Below are 21900 nucleotides of genomic sequence, written 5' to 3'. Positions count from 1 at the left end.
TTTTTATCAATCTAAATTCTTAAGGTTTCAAGATAAAAAATAATCATATGAGATGCAATAAAAAAGCCCACCGAAGTGAGCTTTTATATAGAAGTTATTTAAAACTTATTGTTTTTTAAGTTCAGCACTTGATGGTTGATTAACCACTGTATCTGAAGAATTTGCTTTTAAACCGCCACCTAGAGTTTTGTATAACTCGATTTGGTTGTTTAAGTTAGCTTGTTGAAGCAACAATAAACCTTGTTCTGCTGAATAAGATGAACGTTGTGCATCAAGAACCGTCAAGTAACTGTCAATACCAGCACGGAAGCGGGCATTTGACAGTGTGTAGTTGCGGTTAGTCGCTTCTACTAGACGTTGTTGAGCTGTTAAACGCTCACCAATATTGGCACGAGTTGCAAGCGCATCGTTAACTTCGCGGAACGCAGACTGAACTGATTTTTCATAATCAGACAATGCAATTTTCTGATCGGTTTCAGAAATTTTTACATTGGCACGACGTGTGCCCCAGTCAAAGATTGGTAAGTCTAAGCTTGGACCAATTGACCAAACAAAACCACCAGACTTAAATAGATCACTTAAGTCAGTTGATGCGTAACCTGCTGAACCCGTTAAGCTAATTGTTGGGAATAAACGTGCTTTTGCAGCACCAATATTCGCACCAGCAGCACTTAAGTTATATTCAGCAGCTTTTACATCTGGACGGTTGTTAAGCAAGTCACTCGGTAAACCAGCTGTATATACATTTTGTTGAGTAATGCGTTTTACCGGTTGGTTTGGCAACAAGTTTTGTGGAACAGCTTGGCCCACTAACAAGTTCAACAAGTTTTGTGCTTGAGCAATTTGTGTTTTGTAGTTCGCTACATCATTACGCGCAGTTTCTACAGAAATCTGTGCCTGACGTAGTGGAACTTCACTGTCGATGCCCACATCAAAACGTTTTTTGTTGAGATTGTAAGAGTCTAGTTGAGCTTTGAGTGTTTGATCAGCAAGTTTTAAATTCGCTGTTGCGAAAGAATAGTTCAACCATGCTTGAGCAACTTGGCTGATCAGACTGATTTGAGTCGAATCACGTGCACTTTGCGTTGAAAGATAACTATCTAACGCAGCATCTTTTAAGCTACGTACACGGCCCCAAAAATCGAGTTCATAGGCAGTTACACCCAAACCTACTTGATAAGTAGAGTAGGGGTTATTCGGATCACGGCTTTGAGAAACCTGACGAATTGCACTACCACTTGCTCCGATTGTTGGAAGCTGGTTGTTTTGCGTAATTCGATATTGCTGTTGGGCACGTTCAATATTGAGCGTTGCTGTACGTAAGTCGCGGTTGTTGGCAAGCGCCAAATCAATCACGCCGAGCAAACGAGAGTCAGCAAAGAACTGTTTGTAACCCTGTTCAGCAATAGACGTACCAGAAGCGCTGTTATATGCATAGCTTTCTGGAATATCGGTTTTCACGACTGGTTCTGGGCCGCGCATGCTTTGACAAGCTGACAAAGCAAGCGCAAGTGCAGATACCGCAATGCTACGACCTGAAATAGACCATACTTTTTGCATCACGATTTATGCTCCTGAGTGTTTATGGTTTTTGGTTTGTACTTAAAGATACTACGAATCCACACATAGAATACAGGGATAAAGAAGATACCTAAGAACGTTGCACTGAGTACGCCACCGAGTACACCGAAACCAACTGAGTGCTGACTTCCTGCACCGGCACCTGTTGAAAGGGCAAGTGGAAGTACACCAAAACCGAAGGCAAGGGTAGTCATAATAATTGGACGTAAACGCATTTTTGAAGCATGTAAAGTTGCATCAAGTAGGTCTTCGCCTTTTTCCTGCAACTCTTTTGCGAACTCAACAATTAAGATCGCATTTTTTGCAGAAAGACCGATAACCGCGATCATTGCTACCTGGAAGTAAATGTTATTTGAGAGATTTGGATCTCCTTTAATAATCATACCCAAGTAAGTCAATACGATTGCACCAATAATACCAAGTGGTACTACAAGTAAAACCGAGAACGGAATAGACCAGCTTTCATATAATGCAGCTAAGCAAAGGAAAACGATTAACAATGAAAGCGCGTAAAGGAATGGAGCTTGAGCACCAGACTCACGTTCTTCAAGTGATAAACCTGTCCATTCATAGTCGAAACCTTGTAAGCCCATAGATGGTAACTTAGCAATAATTTCTTCCATAGCTTTCATCGAGTCACCAGAGCTTACGCCAGGTGCAGGTGTACCTTGAATGTTAACCGATGACACGCCGTTATAACGTTCAAGACGAGGAGAACCATAAGTCCATTTGCCTGTAGCAAATGCAGAGAACGGTACCATTTCACCTTTGCTATTACGTACATACCACTTGTTTAAGTCTTCAGGCATCATACGGCTACCCGAATCACCTTGAACATAAACTTTTTTCACACGACCACGGTCAACGAAGTCGTTAATGTATGAGCCACCCCATGCAATACGCATAGTGTTGTTAATGTCAGCAATGCTAACGCCCATAGCACCAGCTTGAGCCTGATCTACATTAATTTGATACTGAGGCGTATCTTCTTGACCATTAGGACGTACCCCTACAAGACGCTTGTCTTGTGAAGCCAAACCTAAAATTGTGTTACGTGCGGCAATAAGTTTCTCATGGCCTTGACCACTTGAATCTTTAAGTTGCAAGTTAAAACCAGCTGTTACACCGAGTTCAGGCATTGCAGGAAGCTGTAATGGCATGATGTAAGATGCGTCTTTGACGATCATGTTTAATGCCATACCGCGCTGAATTAACGCACCAATTTGAGACTCAGGTGAAGTACGTTCACTCCAGTCTTTCAATTTAACGAAGCCAATACCAGCATTTTGACCAACACCCGTGAATGAGAAACCTGAAACGGTGAAAATAGATTCCACTGTATCTTTTTCATTCATGAAGAAGTTTGTCATGGTGTCAATCACTTTACCTGTACGGTCAAGCGTTGCATTTGGTGGTAATTGAACAAGTGTCATAACCACGCCCTGATCTTCTTCTGGTAAGAATGAAGATGGGAGTTTTTGGAACAAGAACACTAATAGGCCAATTACTACAGCATAGAGTAATCCTGAGAAGATTTTGCCTTTAAGCATGCGGCTAACACCATTTTGGTAGCTATGCGACATGCGGTCAAAACCGTTGTTAAATCCTCTGAAGAAACGAGCAAAAATATTATTGCTTGGCTCTTTGTTAGGATCGTGCTGTTTTAAAATAGTTGCACAAAGTGCAGGGGTGAAGGTTAACGCTACAATTAACGATAGAACCATTGCTGTTACAAGGGTAATCGAGAATTGACGGTAAATTACACCAGTCGTACCACCAAAGAAAGCCATTGGTACGAATACCGCTGTCAATACGCTTGTGATACCAATTAACGCACCAGAAATCTGTTGCATTGATCGTGAAGTCGCCGTGACCGGATCGGTATGCTCTTCGCTCATCACACGTTCAACGTTTTCCACTACAACAATGGCGTCATCGACCAGAAGACCAATTGCCAATACCATAGCGAACATGGTTAAGGTGTTAATTGAGAATCCAAAGATATTAATAACAGCAAATGTACCTAATACAACAACAGGTACAGCAAGTGTTGGAATAATCGTTGCACGCCAGTTCTGCAAGAACAAGAACATAACAATGAACACTAAAATTACCGCTTCAATTAATGTGTGTACAACACTTTCAATTGAAAGACGAATAAATGGAGTAGTGTCATAAGCCAGCTTGTCTGCAAGGCCTGCTGGATAATTCTTACGTAATTCAGCTAAACGGTGTTCAACAGCGTCAGCGGTATCAAGTGCGTTAGCACCCGTTGCAATTTTAATTGCGAGACCAGCTGCTGGTTTACCGTTAAATTTCGAATCGAATTGATAGTTGTCAGAACCCAACTCTACGCGTGCAACATCTTTTAAACGAACCTCAGCACCTGATGCTGTGTTCTTTAAGAAGATGTTTTTAAACTGCTCAGGTGTTTGCAACAAACTTTGTGCATTCACTGTTGCATTAAGTACTTGACCTTGTACGGCTGGTGCACCACCTAACTGACCTACAGCAACTTGCGAGTTCTGCGCTTGTAAAGCAGTCGCAATATCACTAGGAGTGAGTTGATAACTTGTTAATTTAGCCGGATCAAGCCAGATACGCATTGCGTATGAACCACCAAAGACTGTTACCTCACCAACGCCAGCAACACGGCTAAGCGGTTCTTTAATTGACGAGTTTACATAGTCTTTAATGTCTGAGTCTGACAGGTTGTTATCTGGTGAATAGAATGCAATAACTTGCAAGAAGCTTGCGCCAGATTTAGTAACCGTCACACCTTGGCGTTGAACGTCTTCAGGTAAAAGCGCAGTTGCAGATTGCAGTTTGTTTTGAACCTGAACCTGTGCAATATCTGGGTCAATACCTTGTTCAAAGTTTAATTGAATAGAGGCCTGACCGTTACCCGCACTGTTAGATGAAATATAACGTAAACCATCTAGACCATTCATTTGTTGTTCAATGATCTGGGTTACAGTATTTTCAACCGTCTCAGCCGATGCACCAGGATAAGTTGCAGCAATTGTAACTGTCGGTGGTGCAATCGTCGGATACTGTGCAATAGGCATTTTTGTGAGCGTGAGAATACCCGCCAACATAATGACTAATGCAATCACCCACGCAAAAATGGGGCGATGAATAAAAAATTGTGCCATTCAATCTACCCCTTATGCATTTGAAGATGCTTTCTGTTCTGCTTGAGGTTTACCTGATTGAGCCGGTTTTGTCGCATTTGGAGCTGCACCTTGAGGGGTCGCTGGTTGAGCTTGATAAGGTTTTGCTGACACTTCTTGCCCTTCTTTAACTTTGGCAATACCATCAACAATTACTTTCTCACCAGTTTTGAGACCGCTAGTCACAATCCAGTTTTGTCCTTGAACACCAGAAGTTTCAACAGGACGGCTCTCAACAGCGCCTTTAGCATTCACAAGCATTGCTACAGCTTGACCTGTCGGTAAGCGAGTAATTGCAGCTTGAGGGATCAGATAAGCATTTGGAACTACACCTTGAACAATCTGCGCAGTTGTATACATACCAGGAAGTAACAGATGATTCGGGTTCGAGAATACGGCACGTAAAGTAATCGTTCCTGTATCCTGATTTACAGAAGCATCAGAGAAAGCAAGTTGTCCTTCGACTGGATAGGTTGAACCATCTTCGAGTTTCAATTTCACTTTCGTGTTGTTACTGTTGTTTAAACTACCTTTGCTGAGTTGTTGACGTAAGCGTAATAACTCGGCACTAGACTGGTTAATATCAACATAGATTGGATCTAACTGTTGAATTGTCACTAAAGGATCAGTTTGGTTTGCAGTGACTAAAGCACCCGCTGTTACAGAAGAACGTCCAGACTGACCAGAAATTGGTGAGCGAATAGTAGAATAACCAAGATCTACATTTGCATTCGTTACTTGAGCTTTCGCGGCAGAAACTTGTGCTTCGGCAACATTAACCTGACCAAGTAAGTCGTCATATTCTTGTCTAGATACAGCATTGCTCGAAACAAGTTGCTTATAACGGTTTAGCTTAGTGCGTAGTGAAGCTAGATTTGCCTGTTGTTGTAAAAGAGATGCTTTTGCATTTTCAAGCGTTGCACGGTTAGTTCGAGAGTCTAGTTCATAAAGAGCCTGACCTTCACGAACATAACTTCCCTCAGCAAACAAGCGTTTTAAAATTACGCCACTTGTTTGGGGACGAACTTCAGAAATTTGATATGCTGAAGTACGGCCAGAAAGCTCAACGCTTTGTTCAACACTTTGTGGTTGAGCAACAATAACACCTACTTCAGCAGGCGGCATTTTCTGAGCAGCAGCAGCTTGCTGTTTCTCATCGGAGCCTTTGCCACAACCAACAAGTGCGATACTTGTTGCTAATGCGCAAGCAGTAAGGGCAGGAGCCCAAAGCTTAGCCGACATCATTGTTCCACCTCGTTAGATAAAATCTAAAAATATATTTGTTTTTTACTTAACCTACTTTGTGTTTGTAATAACCAGAGCCAAAGCAGTGCAATCCAAATAAAACCTATGCCCCAACCGGCGAGTACATCTGTTGGAAAATGAACTCCAGCATATATTCTTGAAAGCCCCATGCAGATAAACCAAAGGCAAGAAATCAAAATGATATAAGGAGAGTTAGTGTTGGGCTTATGGCATAACATTATCATTGCCAGACAAGCCAGTGTTGATGCATAAACACTGTGTGCACTTGGGAACGATGCACCGTAACTTTCGACAATATGATATACCTGTGGGGGTCTTGGGCGATCAACACACCACTTGAGCAGCCAACCCATGGTGATACTGCCAATAACTCCCACGCTAATGAAAATAACAGTAATATATTTTTTATACCATGCCTGATATATACACACCAGGATGGATAAAAAACATACAAAAGGCATACCACCTATTCGTGCTAGAAAGATCGTAATAGCGTTAAGATAATCTGAACGATATTCACTCAATATTTGAACGCTGAGAAGATCCAAAGACTGAAGTCTTGGTACAAAAAGACCAAGAACACCTAATCCTAAAAAAATACAACCAATAAGAAGCAATAAATAGGGCATGTATGTACCTTTGCTTATTCAAGCAGTGTCCACTACTGAAAGCCGTTAAAAGTGTACTTGCCAGTACACTTTTTTTCAAGCCTGATAGATCATCGTAAATTCATTTTGAAAATTTTTTAACATTTGGAAAAACAATCACAACAAAATTGACGAAATTCACATTCTGTGTACAAAGCAAAACTGTTAGTGTTCTGCCTTTTTTCCATTATTTGTAGTCGTATTTTCTTCAAGTTCTAATGGTTGTTTTGGTGGCCAGAAAAAATCACTTGGACGAGTCAGAAAATGGGTCATTACCAGCTTGGCTAAAGGTTTCCATTGTTCGAAGCGAACTCGACGTGCTCGTAATGCCACAATAATAGTTAAAGTGAAACTCACAAATAAGTTGGTGAGACCAATACATAACACGCCTAGAAAGGACACAATAATGAGTCCGATGTCTGGGCTGCCGTTAATGGTCATTAAACCTTGAATAAAGTTAGCCGAGGCAAAGGCAATATGACGGATATCTAAAGGTAAACCTAAAATAAAGCCTATGGTACCCATACTTCCTAACATAATCCCGAATAAGAAGTTACCCGCTAAAGCTCCTAAGTTGCGCTCAATATACTCAGCAAAACGATTTAAGCGATCTTGCCCAAACCAGTTTGCTAAGCGGCGATGTGCTCTTAGCCGTGGACCGACTTTTCGGTAAACAGCCATGTTGTCGAAGTATCCAGCAATGAGGCCTGACAAAAATAAGCAAACTCCGGCTACGGCTGCATGTGGAACTGCCAACGAGGTAAAGGGATTTAAGCTGTGCAACAAATAAGTTGCTTTCGTATGAGTTAATAAAGGCTCATCAAGATAGAATTGCCAAGCAAAAGTAATGAGTGCGGCAGTAGGAATCGCAATTGAAATATTGCCTAAAATAGCAATGAATTGTGTGCGAATAATATTAATAATAAGGGCTGCTAACTCTGCAATTTGAGCTGTTTTAGAGCCTTTACGCTGTTGTACTGTTGCAGCGAGGGCCGCAGCAGTCATCGCTGGTTGTTTAGTCGCAACTGTGAAATGCAGAACATGAATTAGAAGGAATCCAAGAGAATAATTCATACTAAAAGTAAAGGCTTGCATGAGCGGAGCCATCGTCATTCTTGCTGCAAGAATTTTTAAAGATGCCATACAGGCGATAATAACGCCCGCTCCAGCGGCAGCTTTATACATGCCCCAGAAACCTTTGGTATCCGTACTTACATAATGTTCACCTGTTCGGCTAGCATTTTCAGTCACTTGAAAGGCAATAAGTTCACTTGTCGTACTTAATAAAGAGCGAACACTTTTTTCACTGTAGTGTGCTTTGGTTAAATCGGAAATAAGATGCCCTAAAGAGACATATTTTCCTTTAGTGTTATCTACAACCAAATAAAGAAGTAATTCAATTCGGTCGAGGCACTGCTCAAGTAATGATAATAAGTAAGTCAAACTTAAGCTGACACCAATTCTTTTGGTGGCACGGCGAATTTTTAAAACCACATCCCGACATTGTTCCAGCATAACAAATGCTTGTGATGCATCCGGAGGGGAAATCACCGCAATTTCATGTTCAGCAAGTTCTTGTTTTTTGTATTTCTCAATAAATTCAATAATTTCACGGTTCTGAACCAAGAATGGAGATTCATATTCAGTTAATTCTGGTTGAGCATTAATAAATTCGGGGTAAAGGCCAATTCCACTAATTCGATAAGATAAGACAGTAATTGCTTTAATCATTTCACTTTGAATGACAAGCTTTTCATCTACATTACTTTGGCTTTGACCAATAAGACCAAATAGGTTTGCCCAATCTTCATCATCAATATTATTGAGCCAGATTTTGTCACTTTCTAAATAGAAAATTCTACCAATTAATATTTTGAGTTGGCTTGCATCTTCAATTAAAGGTAAAAAATGTGCTCCGAGTCTTTGTCCTAGTTGGTTCCAGAAACCATCAAGAGACAAAATTCCGCTATCGGCATATAAGCTAACTTGTTTATAGCGATTAATTAAACGTAATAAAAAAGTTTGTAGCAGGAAGGGAGCAGTAGGTGTGCGTAATAGGCTTTCAATAAAAGCCTGTATTTTTTGCTTTATCTCATCCGTATCCTGAGGGTCGGATGGACGAATGGCATTGACTAACTCAATGAGTAGATTTTCGTCAATGACAGCTTGAGTATCCTCAAGCTGTTTCTGTATTTTTAAAAAATGATCTGAAAAATTTATATGCATAGGCAGAATAATATCTATTGTATTCGATGTAACGCAAGCTGAGTTAAGTTAATCAAAGCCTGACGATACGGTGTATCGGGTAGGTTTGATAAAGCTTGCAGTGCTGCTTCTGTTTCTTCTTGGGCACGTTGGTGACAATAATCTAAAGCACCAGACTTCTGTACAATTTCTATGACCTGAGATAATTGGTCCACTCCACCAGTTGCAATGCTGCGACGAATAATCGCATGCTCTTCACCTGTTGAGTGTGCTAATGCAGAAATTAACGGTAAAGTCGGTTTACCTTCCATTAAATCATCACCAATATTTTTACCTAATGTTTCAGCATCTGAAGTGTAGTCTAAAATATCATCAATAATTTGGAATGCATTACCAAAATGACCGGCAAATGATCTCAATGGTTCACGATACGCTTCTTGTCCAGCCAGAATAGCAGCGCCTTCTGTAGCCAGTTCAAATAGACGAGACGTTTTACCGTGAATAATTTTTAAATAAGTTTCTTCTGTCGTATCTGGTTGGTGTTGCGATTGAAGTTGTAATACTTCACCTTCAGCAATTTCACATGTACCCGTTGAAAAGTCTTTCAATAAAGTCATGTTGTTTAAATCGACCAGTAAATCGAAAGCACGTGCAATGAGGAAGTCGCCGACTAATACCGCGGTTTGATTGTTCCATGTCGCATTTGCTGTAGGTCGACCACGACGAAGCCCAGATTCATCTACTACATCATCATGAACCAATGTCGCGGTATGCAACATTTCAATGATTGCAGCCAGACGCTGTGCGTTTGCCATGTTATCTAGGCCACAAGCGCGTGCCGCGAGTAGACACATAATTGGGCGCATACGTTTTCCGCCAGCTTCAACAACATGTTTGCTGACAGACATGACTAAACCAACTTTTGAGCTAATTCCTTCATTAATCAAGTGATCCATCGCAGCAAAGTCTGAGGCAACAGGCGCAAGAATGTCTTGCTTGAAATCGATGACCATATGAAGAAAAACCCCGTATTGGTAGATAAGTGGCGTTAGTGTAACAATTAAAGGTGTGTTGCACAGGTGAACAAGTGGCTGATATTAATCATTTCTATTGTCTTTATGCGTTCTTTGTTCTTTATTTGAGCAAAACATGATATTTCCGGCAAAACAATAAATTTAATGACATCAGCATTAATACAACTTGTTCTTGTCGCAATTTGTGTCTGGAACTGTATTTTAATTTTCATTCAGAATCAATGAAAACTGCTAAATTCCAATCTAAGCTGTCTGTTGATTTTGTAAAAATAGGGGAATAGGCATCACTGATAACTAGAAAATACTTGTCGTTTGATCAAATTTCACTTAAAATCTGTCGCCTTATATAACCCCAGTGGCGAGCGTTTTAAGATCGATATATCCCTTATCGGCACGTCGACACGGGCTAATTGGAGTACATTATGTACGCAGTAATCCAAAGCGGTGGTAAACAGCACCGTGTAGTTGAGGGTGAAACCCTTAAAGTTGAATTATTGAAAGCTGAATCTGGCGCGACTATTACATTTGATGATGTATTAATGGTTGTAAACGGTGACAGCATTCAAATCGGTGCTCCAGTTGTAGCTGGCGCTAAAGTAACTGCAGAAGTGGTTGGCCATGGTCGTCACGACAAAATCCGCATTATCAAAATGCGTCGTCGTAAACATTACCGTAAACAACAAGGTCACCGTCAATGGTTCACTGAGTTGAAAATTACTGGTATTTCAGGCTAATCACGAGGAGTAAGAGACATGGCAACTAAAAAAGCCGGTGGATCGACGAAGAACGGTCGTGATTCAAACCCAAAAATGTTAGGTGTTAAAGTTTACGGCGGTCAAGCTGTAACTGCTGGTAACATCATCGTTCGTCAACGTGGTACTGAGTTCCACGCTGGTGCAAATGTTGGTATGGGCCGTGACCATACTTTATTTGCTACTGCTGACGGCGTAGTAAAATTCGAAGTGAAAGGTCAATTTGGTCGTCGCTACGTAAAAGTTGAAGCTGTATAAGTTTTAGCTTTAAAAAAAAGCCCACATTTTGTGGGCTTTTTTTATGGAATTTAATCTGGCTTATCTTCATCATGATGAATGAAATTCTACAAACAACATGAATAACATAACAAAATATCTTATTTTCTCAATGATTAGCACAGAGTTTGTCGGTTAATATGAGTCTTGAATTAAGAGCTTGCTAAGTTTCATAACTTTGGAAAATGGTAAGTTGTCTTACAGCAACTAAAAAGGTGATGACATGAATATGCTTCGTAAAACTATGTGTGCTATTACACTCAGCGCGTCAGTGCTTGCTCCTGTAATGAGTACTACAGTGTTTGCTGCGCCTGTAGCAGCACCGGAGCAACAGGCAATTGGGAACCTGGTTAATCAGTTATCAGGATTACAGCGTTTGACTGCCGATTTTGAACAAACAACTAAAGCCAATACAAAAACTGTGGCACAGAAAAAGAGTTTAAGTGCTCAGCATATGAACCAGACATTTAAAGGCTCAATGAAAGTTGAACGTCCGGGGAAATTTTATTGGGAAACAGTAAGTCCGTCTAAACAAACGATTGTAACGAGCGGGAAAACAGTTTGGATTTATGATCCAGATTTACAACAAGCTGTACGCCAAAGCTTAGATGATCAGGTTGCAGATACGCCGGCGTTATTACTCTCTGGTAATACCAACCAAATCATGAAGTCTTATCGTGTAACGCAACCAGATAAAGCAAAACTCTATTTCACATTATTCCCTAAAAAAGAAGATGGTGCTTTCCAAAGTTTAACGATTAGTTTTGGAGCAAATAAAGCACCAACACTTATGGTGTTACAAGACTCATTAGGTCAAACCACCTATGTACGCTTTAAGAACGTGAAAGTAAATGCTTCAATTCCAGCATCTGTCTTTAACTTTACGCCACCAAAAGGCACAGATGTCATTGACCAATAATTAATCCTTCTCAAAAAAGCTACCTTTCACGGTAGCTTTTTTTATATAAGAGAGATAGATACATTTTTTAACCCCACCTTGATCGGACGCTTTGTATAGTGATAGAGGTAAATTCATGGGGATTATTATGCGACTTTACGATAAAAAAATTACTTGTATTCTTCCATTAATGGCTGCAATCGCAATTGTGAGTGGTTGCCAACCAAAGTCGGCAGCCAAAGACGAGCAGGCTGCTTCGACTGCAAAAGTTAAAGAAACTAAAGAGGCTGGTGTTCCTGTCATTCAGGCAAAAGTAATCCCAGTAAAATTGCCGAAATCAAAAGTTTGTTTAGAAGATGGTTGTACTGAGTATGACTTTCAAACAGTACAAACCAATCAAAAGTGGATTAATGATTACTTCACTAATCGAATAAAGAAAGCAGATCCGAATGCTTTTGCAAATTTAGCTGATCAGCCTGTCGATGTACCTGAAGGCGAGCCTCGTTCGAGTCAAAGTGCAATTTATGCTCGCTATTTAGGGCAAAATTATAATCTTGCAACTTTTGCATTACAGACCTACTCATATTCTGTTGGTGCAGCACATGGCATGTCACATCAAGAGTTCGTGACTTTTGATTTATTAAATAAAAAACATATTACTGTTGCTGAGCTCATTCAGCCAGATGTTGAAAAACAATTAGTTGATGCACTTTTTGATGCGAATACAAATTGGCTTCAAGAGCACAATATCAGCCGTGAAAAACTGCAATTAAGTGATAATTTCTACTATGGCGCAAATGGGATTGTTTTTGTCTATCCGATTTATGAGTTGGCTTCTTATGCTGAAGGAATGTCTGAATTAACCCTGCCGTATTTTGAGGCAAGTAAATTCATTAAACCTGAGTATTTACCAAGTGTGCCAAACTATAAGTTCTAAAATAGGTGATCTATTCTAACAATTGTGTGAAAGCTATTCGTTATGAAGATGATCACTATATTTTTTAGTGTGAAGGCCTTACACTATAGCCAGTTTTTTACCCATATTATGATTGATTATGATCGACCCTAAGTTACTCAGAAATAATATTGAAGCCGTTAATGCGGCTTTGGCAAAACGTGGTGTTCAATTAGATGTTCAAGAATGGGCTTCTTTAGAAACTCGCCGTAAAGACTTGCAATCAAAAACTGAAAAATTGCAGGCAGAACGTAATGCCGGTGCAAAACAAGTGGGTCAGATTAAAAAATCCGGTGGCGATGCTTCTGAAATCATGGCGCGTATGCAAGCCATTGGTGATGAAATCAAAGCTGCTGAAGTTGCTTTGTCAGAGCTACAAAACGAGATTGAACAAAAAGCGCTTAGCATCCCTAACTTGCCAGATGAATCTGTTCCTGCTGGTAAAAATGAAGATGATAACGTTGAAATCTCAAAATGGGGCACACCTCGTCAGTTTGATTTTGAAATTAAAGATCATACCGATTTAGGCGAGTGGATGGGCGGTTTAGAGTTTGAAACTGCGACTAAATTGACTGGTTCACGTTTTAGCGTTTTAAAAGGTTCTTTAGCGCGCCTACAACGTGCTTTAACTCAGTTTATGCTTGATACCCATACTTTAAAGAATGGATATACAGAAGCTTATGTGCCTTATTTGGTAAATGCTGATTCACTTCGTGGTACTGGTCAGTTACCAAAATTTGAAGAAGATTTGTTCAAACTTCAAGGTGAAAAAGAATATTACCTCATCCCTACAGCAGAAGTTCCTGTTACTAACTTCGTTCGCGATGAGATTATTGATACCGAACGCTTGCCATTAAAATATGCAGCTCATACACCATGTTTCCGTAGTGAAGCAGGTTCTTATGGCCGTGATACCCGTGGTTTAATTCGTCAGCATCAGTTTGATAAAGTTGAAATGGTGCAAATCGTTAAACCTGAAACCTCTATGCAAGCACTTGAAGAGCTTACTGCACATGCTGAAGGCATTTTGCAGGCACTTGGTTTGCCATACCGCAAAATTTTGCTCTGTGGCGGGGATATGGGCTTCGGTGCGATTAAAACTTACGACTTAGAAGTTTGGGTTCCAAGCCAAAATACTTACCGTGAAATCTCAAGCTGCTCTAATATGGGTGATTTTCAGGCACGCCGTATGAAAGCACGCTACAGAATGGATCAAAAGAAGACTGAATTAGTGCACACACTAAATGGTTCAGGTCTTGCAGTTGGACGTACTTTGCTTGCTGTAATGGAAAATTACCAACGTGAAGATGGTTCTATCGAGATTCCAGAAGTATTACGCCCATACATGGGTGGTTTAACCTTTATTGACTAAGTTTTGCATCTAAATTGTGCACGGTTTTTGCTTAACCCAAATCAGATGATTAATGTAGAGGCTTAAGGTGGATATTTTTCCAATCTCTTTAAAGTTGCAACAGCAACGTTGTCTGATTGTGGGTGGTGGGCATATCGCTTTGCGCAAAGCAAATCTTTTAGCCAAAGCAGGAGCAGTAATTGATATTATTGCTCCAGCAATTGAAGATCAGCTTTTAGAGTTGGTTCAGGTGACTGGGGGACAGTATTTTGCTGAGACCTTTGCCGAAATTTTTTTAAATACCTCTTACAGATTAGTTATTGCTGCCACTAATGATGCGCAAGTGAACAAAGCAGTTTTTGAGCAATGTGAAGCGCGTAATTTATTGGTAAATAGTGTCGATGATATTCCACACTGCCGCTTTATGGTTCCAGCGATTATTGACCGTTCTCCATTGGTCATTTCTGTTGCCTCAAATGGTGCATCACCCGTTTTATCGAGACAACTTCGTACTCAAATAGAAACGATTGTTCCACATGGCATGGGTAAGTTGGCTGAGTTCTCAGGTCAATGGCGCAAGCAAGTAAAAGAAAAAATTACCAACCCAGATGAGCGTCGAATCTTTTGGGAAAATTTATATGCTAGTCCATTAAAAGAACAAGTTTTTAATGACAATCTAGACGTAGCAAATGATTTAATTCAGCAAGCATTAACAGAATGGACTGCACCTAAAGGTGAAGTTTATTTGGTAGGGGCTGGCCCCGGTGATCCTGAGCTACTGACATTAAAAGCATTGCGTCTTATGCAGCAAGCAGATGTCGTAATTTATGATCGTTTGGTGTCTGCACCCATTTTAGAGCTTTGCCGTCGCGATGCGACTAAAATTTATGTCGGTAAAGCCCGTTCAAATCACTCTGTTCCACAAGATGGTATCAATGCTTTATTGGTTGAATATGCTCAAAAGGGCAAGCGTGTTTGTCGTCTAAAAGGTGGTGACCCGTTTATCTTTGGGCGAGGTGGTGAAGAGATTCAAGAGCTAGTTGAGGCGAATGTTACTTTTCAGGTTGTACCGGGTATAACCGCAGCATCAGGCTGTTCAGCTTATGCGGGCATTCCGCTGACTCATCGTGACTATGCACAAAGCGTTCGTTTCTTGACAGGGCATTTAAAGGAAGGTTCACCTGAACTCCCTTGGAATGAACTGGTTTATCAAAATCAAACTTTAGTTTTATATATGGGATTGGTTGGCTTAGAGCGTATTTGTGAGCAACTTATTGCTCATGGTCAACGTGCTGATATGCCAGTAGCCTTAATCTCTAAAGGAACAACACCAGAGCAAAAAGTTATTGTTGGAACATTAGCCGATATTGCGACTAAAGTGTCTGAACATCATATCGTAGCACCGACTTTAACCATTATTGGTGAAGTGGTAAGTTTACGTGAACAGTTAAAATGGCAATAAATTTATCTGAATTTATTGCTGGTTATTAAAGTCGAGAAAATTTGTGATTCATGTTGTCCTATACGAGCCTGAAATTCCTGCCAATACAGGCAATATCATTCGTTTATGTGCTAATACGGGCGCACAGCTACATTTAATCAAACCACTGGGTTTTGAGTTAGATGATAAAAAGCTCAAGCGAGCTGGCCTTGATTATCATGAATGGGCGCGTATGCAGATTTGGGACAACATTGAACTATGTCTTGCAGATCTAAAAGCTAAAGGTGTTGAGCATGTTTTTCCACTTACCACTAAAGGCTCAGCGACTCCACATACAGTCGATTTGAATCGGCCTGTGGCTTTATTGATGGGGCCAGAAACACGTGGTTTGCCTGAGCATGTCCGCTTAATGTTTCCACAAGAACAGTGGATCCGTTTACCGATGGCTGAAAATTCAAGAAGTTTAAATTTATCTAATGCAACCGCCGTGATTGTTTATGAGGCATGGCGTCAGCAGGGCTTTAAAACCTTAGGATAAGTTATCTAATTTTAAGTAAAAATAAAGCCACAGTTGTGGCCTTATTTTTGTCTAAATCTCTTTAAGCCTGTTCTAGTATTTTTTCATCATAAGTTATTTGGGCTGCTAAAACTTGCTCAATATTGGTTTCGGCCCATTCCTTTAATTGGAATGCCATTGAAGCTACATTTTGCCCTAAAGAAGTAAGTGAGTAATCAACACGAATTGGGGAGGTATTCTGGATTTTACGTTCGATGAAACCGTCTCTCTCTAGCATTTTTAACTTCTGTGATAAGACTTTAGGGGAAATACCTTGGATATTCTTTTTGAGCAAATTGAAGTGTTGAGTTTCTTCCTCAAGAACATTTAAAATCAATAAAACCCATTTATCTGCAATTTTTTCAAAAAATAAACGAGCAGGGCAATGTTGTTGAAAAATATTATATTTTAGACATTCATTCATACCATTTACCTATAATTTTTTGAAAAATTACCCTAGTTACCAACTAGTAACTAATTGACACCTAGTTTCTAAAATATATCATAAAGTGGAATTTAATAAAACAAAGGTTTTCTCCCATGTCTAACTCTAATATCGCGGTTGTATATTTCTCTGGTTATGGCCATACAAAAGTTGTTGCTGAAACATTTGCAAACGAGATTAATGCTCAGCTCGTTCAAATTGATCAGGAAGGTAATATTACTGATCAAGATTGGCAGACATTAAATGATGCAAAGGGGATTGTTTTTGGTGCGCCTACTTATATGGGTACAGCGCCATGGCAGTTTAAGAAGTTCGCTGATGCAACTTCAAAAGTGTGGTTTACACGTGGTTGGCAAGATAAAGTATTTGCTGGCTTCACAAACAGCGCGAGCTTAAATGGGGATAAGCAAGTAACTCTTATCCAATTACAAACTTTAGCATCACAGCATGGTGGGATTTGGGTGAGCCTTGGTTTATCACCAGCAAATACGAAAGATGCAACACGTGAAGATGTAAACAACTTAGGCGGTTCAGTTGGGCTTTTAGTTCAATCACCTTCTGATGCAAGTGTGGAAGAGGTTCCGACAGGTGATCTCGAAACAGCAAAACTTTATGCTCAACGTGTACAAAGCATTGTGAATAAAATTTACGGTTAATTTGACCATAAAAAAGGCGCTTTAAGCGCCTTTTTTATTACTCATGCTCGTTATGTTGCGGAGCATTATATTTGAAGCCTTTGGTTTTATAGGCAAGATAACCTACACCAATAACGGCCCAAGCTAAGCCAATTTGTAAGGCAAGCTTATCAATCTCTAACCACATCATAAACACACTGGCAAAACCAAGCGTTGGTATAACAATATAGTTAATGATGTCTTTAAGCGTTTTATTCTTGCCATCTCTTAATGCATAGCGAGAAATTACAGAGAAGTTAACAAAACTAAAAGCAGTTAAGGCACCAAAGCTAATCAAGTTAACAATATGTTCAAGATCTAAAAAGCCAGCAGATAAAGCAACCACACCAACAATAAGAATGTTGTAAGTTGGAGTATGCAGTTTCGGACTGATATGACCAAATAATTTCTTATTGATGACGCCATCGCGTCCCATCACATACATTAAACGTGATACACCTGCATGGGCAGAAATACCTGATGCCATCACAGCAACTACAGCAAAATATAAAACCAAAGTTTTAAACATCAAACTACCAATCGCAGCGACCATCACAGGTTGTGATTCATCTAAAGGATTAAAGTAAGTGTTTGGGTTACTTGGGAAATATAATTGGATGAAGTAAGTACTTACAATGAAAATAATACCTGCAAGTAATGCTGTAGAAAAAATAGCTTTTGGTAGCGTTTTTTCTGCATCTTTTGTTTCTTCAGCAAGAGAAGATAAAGCATCAAATCCGGTAAAAGAGAAGCAGAGTACAGTCGCGCCAGCAATTAAAGAACTGACAGACGTCATATCGTTCCAAAAAGGAGTTAATGACCACAATGCTGATTTATCTGGATTTAAAGTTCCATCTGCATATACACCTTGAGTAAGTAAAGTATATACCTGATAAACAAAGTAAAAAATTACGCCAAGCTGAATAACAACAATCGTACTGTTAAAACGTGCAACGAACCGTGCACCAAATAAATTAATAACAGTCATAAGTGTTGTTAAACCAATCACCCATAACCAGTTATTTACTTCTGGAAAAAGAGCTCTTAGGTAAATATCTGCCAAGATAATATTAACAAGCGGTGACAGTAGATAGTCTAACCAAGAAGACCAACCCACCATAAAGCCAACATTAGGGTGAATTGATTTTTGAGCATAGGTATAGGCCGACCCAGAAGAAGGGTAGCGCTTAATCATATGTCCATAACTGATCGATGTTAATAAGATTGCGACTAATGCAAAAATGTAGGAAGTTGGTACATGACCACCACTTCGTTCTGACACTAAACCAAAAGTATCAAATAACGTTAATGGCTGAATGTAAGCTAAACCAATAATAACAATATGCCAAAGTACAAGATTCTTTTGAAGCTTGCCTGTTGGTTTAGTCCCAGATAAATTTGTCAACGGCGTTATCCTCATAATCGTTGATCAAGGATCAGCTTGGTGTTAAGGATCGTTTGAGACGAACGATCCCCCCTACAGAAAAAGATAAAGTGCGCCAATCTATCCTAAATTGATATAAATTGTCAGTACTTTCATCTATTTTTTAGCAAATTTTTTGCCACATATTTCAAATAAAATAATGAATAAAAATTCTTAGTCATAAAAAAGGTCTGATTTAATATATAAATCAGACCTTTATAAGATTTTTTTGAGTTTAACTTATCAAATTACCAAGCTTTTTCTAAGATATCTCGGATATCTTTTAAGCTTGCTTCTTTCGGGTTGTAAATAATTGAGCCATCATTTAGTGCTTTTTCTGCAACTTCATCAAGCTGTGCTTCAGTTACTTTACCTGTTTCACGTAGAGTGCGTGGTAGCTTTGTTAAAGTAAATAGGCGATCACGCATTGCTAAGATTGTCGTAATTGCTCTATCTGCGCGCTGGGTTGCAGGCGTTTGTGCGTAAATATCTGCACCAGCGAGTGGTAACAGTAACTCACCAATTTTCTGACCATTTACTTGTTTATTATATTCAAGTACGTAAGGTAAGAATAAATTCATGCATAAACCATGAGGCAGGTGAGCAACAGCGCCTAAAGCATGTCCTAAAGAGTGAACTAGGCCGACCATTGAATTGGAAAATGCAATACCCGCCATTGTGGAAGCTTGAGCTAACTCTAAACGGCCTTGCGAGTCATTTGGGTTTTCTAAGACATTAAAGAGATTTTCACTAATCTTTTTAATTCCGGCACTTGCATAAGCATCGCTCAATGGATTGGCAGCCAGACATGTATAGGCTTCAACACAATGCGTTAATGCATCCATACCAGTCATTGCTGTTAAATGAGGAGGCAATGTAAGCGTCATGCGTGGATCTAAAATCGCTGCATGTGGCATTAAATAATAAGAAGCAAATGCTAACTTAACATTCTTTTGAGTATCTGAAACTACAGCAACCATGGTTACTTCAGAACCAGTGCCAGAGGTTGTTGGGATCACAAAAAATGGTTTTAATGGCTTCGGTAAGTTGTGAGCACCTGCATATTGCAATAAGTCATTTCCACCTTCAGAAACTAAAATATTAGTTGCTTTAGAAGTATCTATGACTGAACCGCCACCTACAGCAATAATCGCATCACATTTGTTTGTGCGATAAGCTTCTGCTGCAAGGCGAACGACTTCTAAACTTGAGTCTGGTGGTACATCATCAAAAACATGACCAATGACAGCATCGGTTGTACTAAATGCAGCTTCAATCGGATTTAATAAGCCATTTGCGCGAACACCTTTATCTGTAATGATAAGAGGACGTTTTGCACCTAAAGTTGCAAGCTCAAATGGAATGTGTTCTAGCGCAGCATTACCAGCAATGACTTTTACAGGACAAAAGAATTCGTAATATGGTTTGGCCATGTTATGCGCTCCGCTTGAAATAGGACTTGGCTACTTTTAAGTAAATATTTGCAGCCTCGTTGAATTTTTCTTTTAGGGTAAGTTCGCTTGGGTATTCTTTGACTGCTAGTGAAGCAACCAATTTAGGTAAAATAAGAGATTCCATTTTATTTAGGCAGCGTACCAAGCGGATAGCAGCAGATACATCGCCATCGGCAATCATTCGGTCATTAGCAAATGCCTGAGCGGTACTTTCTTGAAAAGAAAACACTAAAAAGGCATGAGTGACATGTTTGAAGGTAATCGTTAAGTCTGGTTTTTTTTCAGCTCTTTGAAGTAGTTCTAGCTGTTTGTCCTCTGTCACTCGAGCAAAAAATGCTGGTCCATTCGGGAAAACATTCATTGAAAGTACAAAGTGAACAGGAAATTTAGATACTTCCTCTTGTATTTCAGAGTCCACTTGACTTGCCATGACTAAGCCACGACCAATAACATCCATCATGAGCTTAACGTAGGCAAGTTGCAGCGTCGGCTTTACCGCTTTTGTCGAAATCACTCGCGTATCCCTTGTTAAAATTATGCGAAAGCAAATTTAGAGTAATTACTCTAATCCATTTTTATTTCATCGCAAAGCGATTTATTCATATTTGACTTTAGGGTCATTAAAGTACCCAGTGCTATTAATATACTCAATAAAGTCCTGACAAAGTTGACGAAATGATGGATAAGGAGTCACTAAATCTTGTATACGTACCATTTCTAACCCTGCATAGCCGCAAGGATTGATGGTCTGGAATCCATCTAAAGCACAGTCCAAGTTTAATGCTAATCCATGGTAACTACGGCCACGGCGAATTTTAAAACCTAAGGAACCAATCTTGCGGCCATCTACATATACCCCAGGTGCATCTGGCTTGGCATAAGCTTCAATTCCATACTTTTTCAAAACATCTATCATAAATTGTTCAGCAAAACTGACCAATGTACGTACGTTCCATTTTAGCCGATTAAGATCAAACATAAAGTAAGCAACCAGTTGACCTGGTCCATGCCAAGTCACTTGCCCGCCGCGGTCGGTTTGTACTATTGGAATGTCTGATGAAATTAGAATGTGTTCTGGTTTGCCTGCTTGACCTTGTGTTAAGACATTATGATGTTGAAGTAACCATAACTCATCAGGCGTATCTTGATCACGCTCATTTGTTAAGAGTTTCATGGTTTCAAACTTGCTTTGATAATCTTGTAAATCGTTCCATTGGCGAATGATCAAGTTGGGTTTATCAAGGCTCATCACAATATATTCCTATAAGTTAGTTTATGCGGCCCGTTAATATCTGCAAGATAGAAGCCGAAAACCCTGTAATTTTAAAGGATTTTATAATAGTAGTTCTAAATATTTGTATTGTTTTTTCAGTATTGAAGGGCTTAAAAATTTCCAAAAAAATACCACAGCAAGAATGTCTGACTGTGGTATTGATTGAAGAACTTAAAATTAAAGCGCAGTTCTGATCTGCGGACAAGCAGCCAAGTCAGCATAAAGTGCATGAACTTGTTCTAATTCTTCAAAGCGTAATTGTGCTGTTAAAGAATGATACTTGCCGGTGCGAGATTCTTGAACTTTTAGCGTTGAGTGGTCAAATTCTGGAAAATGTTTTACCAAAATATCAACTACAGCAACACGTAATTCTTCACCCGCATCGCCAATAAGTTTAATTGGATAATCCATCGGAAATACCCAAAGATGTTCTTGTAGTTCGCGAGATGGAGTGCGGTCTAACATAAGTTACCTCATGATTTGAAACGCCTGCATC

Annotated in this window: 20 protein-coding genes; 8 read left to right on the top strand and 12 right to left on the bottom strand. The window is 39.6% G+C overall.

Features of this window, described 5'->3' with window-relative positions; all coding sequences use genetic code 11:
* Nucleotides 1–105: 105 nt before the first annotated feature.
* The 6 genes from adeK to sdsA all read right to left on the bottom strand — a co-directional run bounded on the left by adeK (nt 106) and on the right by sdsA (nt 9885).
* Nucleotides 106–1560, bottom strand: coding sequence for a multidrug efflux RND transporter outer membrane channel subunit AdeK (adeK, locus tag FY048_RS16550; protein ID WP_446091899.1), 1455 nt, complete (start codon nt 1558–1560; stop codon nt 106–108).
* Entirely contained in the window at nt 1560–4736 is a 3177-nt protein-coding gene (adeJ, locus tag FY048_RS16545) for a multidrug efflux RND transporter permease subunit AdeJ (protein WP_016137064.1), read from the bottom strand. Before adeJ ends, adeK begins: the two co-directional genes overlap by 1 nt.
* A 12-nt stretch (nt 4737–4748) precedes the next feature.
* Nucleotides 4749–5999: a multidrug efflux RND transporter periplasmic adaptor subunit AdeI gene (gene adeI, locus FY048_RS16540; RefSeq protein ID WP_446091851.1), complete on the bottom strand. Its 1251-nt coding sequence runs from the start codon at nt 5997–5999 to the stop codon at nt 4749–4751.
* A 23-nt stretch (nt 6000–6022) separates the two neighbouring features.
* On the bottom strand, nt 6023–6649 hold the full coding sequence (locus FY048_RS16535; protein WP_446091850.1) for a phosphatase PAP2 family protein: 627 nt from the start codon (nt 6647–6649) through the stop codon (nt 6023–6025).
* A gap of 183 nt (nt 6650–6832) precedes the next feature.
* Nucleotides 6833–8893, bottom strand: a complete 2061-nt coding sequence (locus FY048_RS16530; protein ID WP_446091849.1) for a site-specific recombinase — start codon at nt 8891–8893, stop codon at nt 6833–6835.
* A 14-nt stretch (nt 8894–8907) separates the two neighbouring features.
* Nucleotides 8908–9885, bottom strand: coding sequence for an All-trans-nonaprenyl-diphosphate synthase (gene sdsA, locus FY048_RS16525; protein WP_446091848.1), 978 nt, complete (start codon nt 9883–9885; stop codon nt 8908–8910).
* A gap of 443 nt (nt 9886–10328) precedes the next feature.
* Between sdsA and rplU the strand changes: the two genes are divergently transcribed.
* The 7 genes from rplU to FY048_RS16490 all read left to right on the top strand — a co-directional run bounded on the left by rplU (nt 10329) and on the right by FY048_RS16490 (nt 16117).
* Entirely contained in the window at nt 10329–10640 is a 312-nt protein-coding gene (rplU, locus tag FY048_RS16520) for a 50S ribosomal protein L21 (protein WP_004639133.1), read from the top strand.
* An 18-nt stretch (nt 10641–10658) separates the two neighbouring features.
* The gene (gene rpmA / locus FY048_RS16515; protein ID WP_016137059.1) at nt 10659–10916 is read left to right on the top strand and encodes a 50S ribosomal protein L27; all 258 of its coding nucleotides are present in this window, start codon (nt 10659–10661) and stop codon (nt 10914–10916) included.
* A 241-nt stretch (nt 10917–11157) separates the two neighbouring features.
* Entirely contained in the window at nt 11158–11853 is a 696-nt protein-coding gene (gene lolA / locus FY048_RS16510; protein WP_016137058.1) for an outer membrane lipoprotein chaperone LolA, read from the top strand.
* Between the two features lie 115 nt (nt 11854–11968).
* Nucleotides 11969–12769 carry an RsiV family protein gene (locus FY048_RS16505; protein WP_446091847.1) on the top strand — a complete coding sequence of 267 codons (801 nt, stop codon included), beginning with the start codon at nt 11969–11971 and terminating at the stop codon, nt 12767–12769.
* A gap of 118 nt (nt 12770–12887) precedes the next feature.
* Nucleotides 12888–14159 carry a serine--tRNA ligase gene (gene serS / locus FY048_RS16500; protein WP_446091846.1) on the top strand — a complete coding sequence of 424 codons (1272 nt, stop codon included), beginning with the start codon at nt 12888–12890 and terminating at the stop codon, nt 14157–14159.
* A 67-nt stretch (nt 14160–14226) separates the two neighbouring features.
* On the top strand, nt 14227–15600 hold the full coding sequence (cysG, locus tag FY048_RS16495) for a siroheme synthase CysG (RefSeq protein WP_446091845.1): 1374 nt from the start codon (nt 14227–14229) through the stop codon (nt 15598–15600).
* A gap of 43 nt (nt 15601–15643) precedes the next feature.
* Complete coding sequence (locus FY048_RS16490; protein WP_446091844.1) at nt 15644–16117, top strand: tRNA (cytidine(34)-2'-O)-methyltransferase; 474 nt, start codon at nt 15644–15646, stop codon at nt 16115–16117.
* A 61-nt stretch (nt 16118–16178) separates the two neighbouring features.
* Here the strand turns inward: FY048_RS16490 and FY048_RS16485 are convergent, their stop codons facing one another.
* Nucleotides 16179–16559: a winged helix-turn-helix transcriptional regulator gene (locus tag FY048_RS16485; protein ID WP_016137053.1), complete on the bottom strand. Its 381-nt coding sequence runs from the start codon at nt 16557–16559 to the stop codon at nt 16179–16181.
* Nucleotides 16560–16675: 116 nt separating this feature from the next.
* Between FY048_RS16485 and FY048_RS16480 the strand changes: the two genes are divergently transcribed.
* Complete coding sequence (locus tag FY048_RS16480; RefSeq protein WP_446091843.1) at nt 16676–17236, top strand: flavodoxin family protein; 561 nt, start codon at nt 16676–16678, stop codon at nt 17234–17236.
* Nucleotides 17237–17273: 37 nt separating this feature from the next.
* Here FY048_RS16480 and FY048_RS16475 read toward each other — a convergent pair whose 3' ends face one another.
* The 5 genes from FY048_RS16475 to FY048_RS16455 form a co-directional block, all read right to left on the bottom strand.
* Nucleotides 17274–18659, bottom strand: coding sequence for an APC family permease (locus FY048_RS16475; RefSeq protein WP_446091842.1), 1386 nt, complete (start codon nt 18657–18659; stop codon nt 17274–17276).
* A 266-nt stretch (nt 18660–18925) separates the two neighbouring features.
* Nucleotides 18926–20110 (bottom strand): iron-containing alcohol dehydrogenase, encoded by a 1185-nt coding sequence (locus FY048_RS16470; protein WP_016137050.1) that lies wholly within the window; start codon nt 20108–20110, stop codon nt 18926–18928.
* 1 nt (nt 20111) lies between these two features.
* Complete coding sequence (locus FY048_RS16465; RefSeq protein ID WP_446091841.1) at nt 20112–20645, bottom strand: hypothetical protein; 534 nt, start codon at nt 20643–20645, stop codon at nt 20112–20114.
* Nucleotides 20646–20726: 81 nt separating this feature from the next.
* A complete protein-coding gene (lipB, locus tag FY048_RS16460; RefSeq protein ID WP_446091840.1) occupies nt 20727–21380 on the bottom strand; it encodes a lipoyl(octanoyl) transferase LipB in 654 nt (217 codons plus the stop codon).
* Between the two features lie 201 nt (nt 21381–21581).
* Nucleotides 21582–21869 carry a YbeD family protein gene (locus tag FY048_RS16455; protein ID WP_062850024.1) on the bottom strand — a complete coding sequence of 96 codons (288 nt, stop codon included), beginning with the start codon at nt 21867–21869 and terminating at the stop codon, nt 21582–21584.
* Nucleotides 21870–21900: the final 31 nt, after the last annotated feature.

Source organism: Acinetobacter sp. 1124_18A (assembly GCF_052824995.1).
The sequence above is the reverse complement of the archived record's forward strand: the minus strand, read 5'-3'. Positions and strand labels throughout refer to the sequence as shown.